The organism is Intestinibacter sp., from assembly GCF_022780145.1.
Taxonomy (GTDB): Bacteria; Bacillota; Clostridia; order Peptostreptococcales; family Peptostreptococcaceae; genus Intestinibacter.
The window spans coordinates 1-4,937 of the sequence record NZ_JALEXO010000022.1; the positions used below are offsets into that span (position 1 = coordinate 1).

Annotated in this window: 5 protein-coding genes; all 5 read right to left on the reverse strand. The window is 32.2% G+C overall.

The features are described from left to right. Nucleotides 1-625: UDP-N-acetylglucosamine--N-acetylmuramyl-(pentapeptide) pyrophosphoryl-undecaprenol N-acetylglucosamine transferase (locus tag MR593_RS00880; protein ID WP_290685933.1), on the reverse strand; the 625-nt coding region annotated here is incomplete at its 3' end. Between the two features lie 14 nt (nucleotides 626-639). Then, on the reverse strand, nucleotides 640-1,776 hold the full coding sequence (gene spoVE / locus MR593_RS00885) for a stage V sporulation protein E (protein ID WP_290685936.1): 1,137 nt from the start codon (nucleotides 1,774-1,776) through the stop codon (nucleotides 640-642). 51 nt (nucleotides 1,777-1,827) lie between these two features. Further along, a complete protein-coding gene (gene murD / locus MR593_RS00890; RefSeq protein ID WP_290685939.1) occupies nucleotides 1,828-3,183 on the reverse strand; it encodes a UDP-N-acetylmuramoyl-L-alanine--D-glutamate ligase in 1,356 nt (451 codons plus the stop codon). Nucleotides 3,184-3,205: 22 nt separating this feature from the next. Next, entirely contained in the window at nucleotides 3,206-4,174 is a 969-nt protein-coding gene (gene mraY / locus MR593_RS00895; RefSeq protein WP_290685944.1) for a phospho-N-acetylmuramoyl-pentapeptide-transferase, read from the reverse strand. A 283-nt stretch (nucleotides 4,175-4,457) separates the two neighbouring features. Then, the coding region (locus MR593_RS00900) for a PASTA domain-containing protein (protein WP_290685942.1) at nucleotides 4,458-4,937 on the reverse strand (480 nt) is incomplete at its 5' end.

Consider the following 4,937-nt stretch of genomic DNA (forward strand, 5'->3'; position numbering starts at 1 on the left):
TCATAGCATCGTTTATTTCTTCTGATCCACCGCTACCTCCGTAACATAAAACCATTTTTTTATCTTCAGCTATACCTAGATTTTTTCTAGATATATATTTTCTAGCTTGTAGAATTTCTTTTCTGACATGATTTCCTGTAAGTACTAGTTTACCTTGACTTTGTTCTGGAAATCTCTTGTGAGAGTCCTCAAAGCTCGTAAGGACCTTTGTAACAACTCTAGAAAGTATTTTATTTGTAACTCCTGGGAATGAGTTTTGTTCGTGAACTATAGTTACTTTTTTACTCATAGCTGCATTAAATAAAACTGGCCCACTTACATATCCTCCAGTCCCTATAACTATATCTGGTTTATATTTTTTTACTATTTTTCTAGATTGTTCTAGACCTTTACATAATTTAAATACTCTCTTTATATTATCTAAGTCTATTTTTCTTTTAAAACCTTGAACTGTGACTGTTTTTAATTCAAAACCTGCCTTTGGAACTATTTCAGATTCTATACCCTTTTTAGTTCCGACAAATAAAATCTCACAATCAGGATTATGTTCTTTTATTTTATTTGCTATGGCTATAGCTGGATATACATGTCCTCCAGTACCACCGCCTGCTAATAATACCTTCACTTCATCATCTCCTGTTAATTAATTTTCACTTTCTTTGATATATTCAAAACAATTCCGATTTCACCCATTAGTACTGTAAGCGAGGTTCCTCCATAGCTTATAAATGGAAGAGCCACCCCCGTAGCCGGCATAGAAGATGTCGCTACAGCTATATTAAAAGCCGCCTGTATTCCTATTTGAGCTCCTATCCCTATAACTACCATACATGCAAATAAATCCTTTGTCTTTAGAGCGATTCTAACACATCTATAGACTAATATTACAAACAACATTATAACCAAAATACAGCCTACAAGACCTAACTCCTCACCTATTATAGCAAAAATAAAGTCATTTTGAGGCTCTGGTATGTAAAAATACTTTTGTCTGCTCTTACCAAGTCCTAAACCAAAAAGCCCGCCTGAGCCTATAGCATAGAGACTTTGTATAACCTGATATCCACTTCCAAGAGGATCTTGAAATGGATCTAAAAACGCTGTAAATCGCTTCAACCTATATGGTTCTGCTATTACTAAGGCTATAAACAACCCAAATCCCATAACCAACATACTGAGTACAAATCTCATATTCATACCAGCTACAAACAGCATTATGAAAACTACTATTATAAGTGTTCCAGCAGTAGACATATTAGGCTGTAGCATTATAAGTACGAAAAATATCGACGGTACTATTAAAATAGGTATAACACCCTTTGTTAAGGATTTTATATCGTCGTATCTTTTTTCTATAACCTTTGCCGTTATTATTATAGTAACAAACTTCGCTATATCCGACGGTTGAAAGGTCGCCCCTCCTATACCGAGCCATCTTTTTGCCCCATTAGCCTCTATTCCTAGAGGAGTTAAGACTAATACTAGACATATGACTGTAAATATACAAAGCGGAAGCGAATTTTTCTTCCAGATATTATAATCGATATTTGACATAAATATCATACCACCAAATCCCAATATAGCGTAAATTATATCTCTTTTTAAAAAGAAATAACCGTCATGATGCTTAAATGAAGCCTGAACATAGCTTGCACTAAACACCATGACTATTCCAAACAATACCAACGCAATTGTGGTATAAAAAATTACTAAATCAAACTCCGTCTTCATCCCCTGTGTAATTTGTTTTCTTCTTTTCAAATTTTCATTAGGCATATGAATGACTACCCTCCTCATCGCTATTAGCTTTGAAGGAAGAGATTTAAATTATAAATTGTTTACATTATCTTTGAAGTCGCGTCCTCTCACTTCAAAGCTTGTGTACATATCCCAGCTTGCACATGCTGGAGAAAGTAAAACAACATCTCCTTCACTTGCAAGCTCATGAGAAACTTTTACTGCTTCTTTCATGTCTTTCACTCTTTTAATTGTTTCAAATCCTTTAGTTTTTGCACAAGCTTCTATCTTTGGCGCAGTTGCACCTAATAAAACTAAAGCTTTTACATTTTCCTTGGCAATATCTAAAAGTTCATCGTAAGTACTATCCTTATCATATCCTCCAGCTATTAATATAATAGGATTTTTGTAAGAAGTAACAGCTTTAATAGTTGAATCTGGATTAGTACCCTTTGAGTCGTTTACATACATAACTCCATCAAGAGTTCTTACATATTCTAATCTATGTTCTACTGCTTTAAAAGTTTTTAAAACTTCTCTAATGACATCTAAGTCTACACCTAGTACATATGCACCTAGAGCTGCTGCCATGCAGTTTTCTAGGTTATGTCCTCCTGGTAAACTAAGTTCGTCTTTATTTAGAAGGACTATTTTTTTATCTACATTTATTACTATGTTGCCTTCGTCGTTTACATATACTCCACTTACATCTTGTGATTTTCTTGAGAAGTATAGAACTTGAGAGTTGCATTTATTTGCCAATTCTCTGACAGCTTCATCATCGTAATTTAATATTGTAAAATCATTTTTGTCTTGATTTTTAAATATGTTAGCTTTTGCCATTATATAATTTTCCATAGTATGGTGTCTATTTAAATGGTCTGGTGAAAGATTAAGTATCATACTTACTCTCGGTTTAAAATCTACTATACTTTCTAATTGGAAACTACTAAGCTCTGTAACTAAGACAGATTTTTCGTTTGCTACTCCGACAGTTTCTATTACTGGTTTACCTATATTTCCAACTACATAAGTGTCTTCCTTAGCAGCTTTAAATATTTCACCTACTAAAGATGTAGTTGTTGTCTTTCCGTTTGTACCTGTAATACCTACAAATGTAGGGTTATCTAGTAATCTGTACGCTAATTCTACCTCTCCAATTACTTCTATATTGCTAGAATATAATTTTTTTATGAAAGGTAAATCAAGAGGTACTCCAGGAGATACTACAGCTAAATCAATATGTGATACTTCTTCTGGATGATATCCAAGTATATATTTTGCGTTTTTTATATCCTTTAATTCACTTAATATATCTGATAATTTTTCTTCTGTTTTTATATCGTTAACTGTTATATTAGCTTCTAATTTATCTAATAATTTGATAGTTGATATACCAGTCTTTGCTAAACCTATAAGCAATACATTCTTTCCTTTTAAATCCATTTTCTTTACCCCCATCACTTACTTAAAATACTGCTAAAACACCTATCCAACATAAAACTACAGTTGCAATCCAGAATATGAATACAACTCTTGTTTCTGGCCATCCACATTGTTCGAAATGGTGATGAAGTGGTGCCATTTTAAATATTCTTTTTCCATGAGTTAATTTAAAGTAACTTACTTGTAGCATAACAGATAGAGCTTCAGCTAAGTATATAAATCCTACTATTATTATTAGAAGTGGAGAATTAGTAAGAGTCGCAAAAGCAACTACTGCTCCTCCTAATGCCATAGAGCCTGTATCTCCCATAAATACCTTAGCAGGATATGAATTAAATGCTAAAAATCCTAGGCAAGCACCAGCTGTTGCAGCAGCAAGTATTGCAACATCAGAATTAGATAGTGATACTGCAAATATCATAAAGAAAGTAGATACTATTAAAGTAACTCCTGATGCCAAGCCATCAAGTCCATCTGTTAAATTTACTGCATTTACAGTTCCTATTATAAATATCATCATAAATGGAATGTACATTATTCCTAGATTTATTACGTGATCTGTAAATGGTATCATAAGTTGTGTAGCACTTGGTGATGCACTATATTGATAATAAGCGACATATAAAGCAAGAGCAAATTGTAGTATTATCTTTTGATAAGCTTTAAGTCCTAAAGATCTTTTCATTTTTATTTTTATAAAGTCATCTAAAAATCCTACAAATCCAAATCCGACTATGCAAATTAAACCAACTATTAGACTTTGGCTTATATGAGCTCTCGTAAGCCCTGTGATTAATATAGCCACTATCATCATTATTCCACCCATTGTAGGTGTCCCATTTTTAGCTAAGTGTGATTGAGGTCCTTCATCTCTGACCGTTTGACCAAATTTAAATCTAGCAAGCATTGGTATAAATATTGGTCCAAGTATTATTACTATTAAAAAACCAATCATTGCTGTATACGTAAGTTCTGTAATTCCTAACATTATTTAAAACTCCTCTCCCTGTTGTTTCATCTTTTTAATTTAATATTTCTCATTTGCAATTATTAACTTTTTTTATGCTAAATATTCCTTTTTAAAATTAAAGTTTTTCTTTTGATGACTATATAATATTATCTGCATCTCCAATCTTAATAATTATATACCAAATTCATTTATTTTTGAAGCTATTTATAATAGTAAGTCTTATTTTATAATCATTTTATGTATTATTTTTTAATAATGCTCGATAAATTAAATATACAGAGTTTTATAATGTAGTTTTTTATCGTCAATTTTTAAAATATAAGGATATACTAGAGCCCTCATTTACTTTGATACCAGGCTTTGGAAACATATCTGTGACGATAGCTTTATCATCTATTTCTATATCTGTGTCTAAATTTGATTCTAAGTTATTTTCTTCTAATATTTTAGTAGCTTCTTTTATAGTTAAATTTCTGACATCTGGAACTTCAACTTGTTTTTTCTCGTTTTCTTTTTTTTCTTCTTCTGTATAGACCTTTTTAACACCTAAATATTCTAAGCTTTGACTCATAACTTCTTTTATAATAGGTCCCGCTGTAGTTGAACCAAATGCCACTACATCTGTAGGTTCATCTACTATTGCCAGTACTACTATTTGAGGGTCGTCACATGGAGCTACACCTACAAAGGAGCAGATGTATTTTCCCTGTGCGTATTTTCCATCTATGACCTTTTGGGCTGTTCCTGTCTTTCCTCCGAGTCTATATCCAGGTAAATAAGCTAT

Coding starts and splice junctions, on each gene's coding strand:
- spoVE (WP_290685936.1), bottom strand. CDS start 1,776: ATGCCTAATGAAAATTTGAAAAGAAGAAAACAAATTACACAGGGGATG.
- murD (WP_290685939.1), bottom strand. CDS start 3,183: ATGGATTTAAAAGGAAAGAATGTATTGCTTATAGGTTTAGCAAAGACT.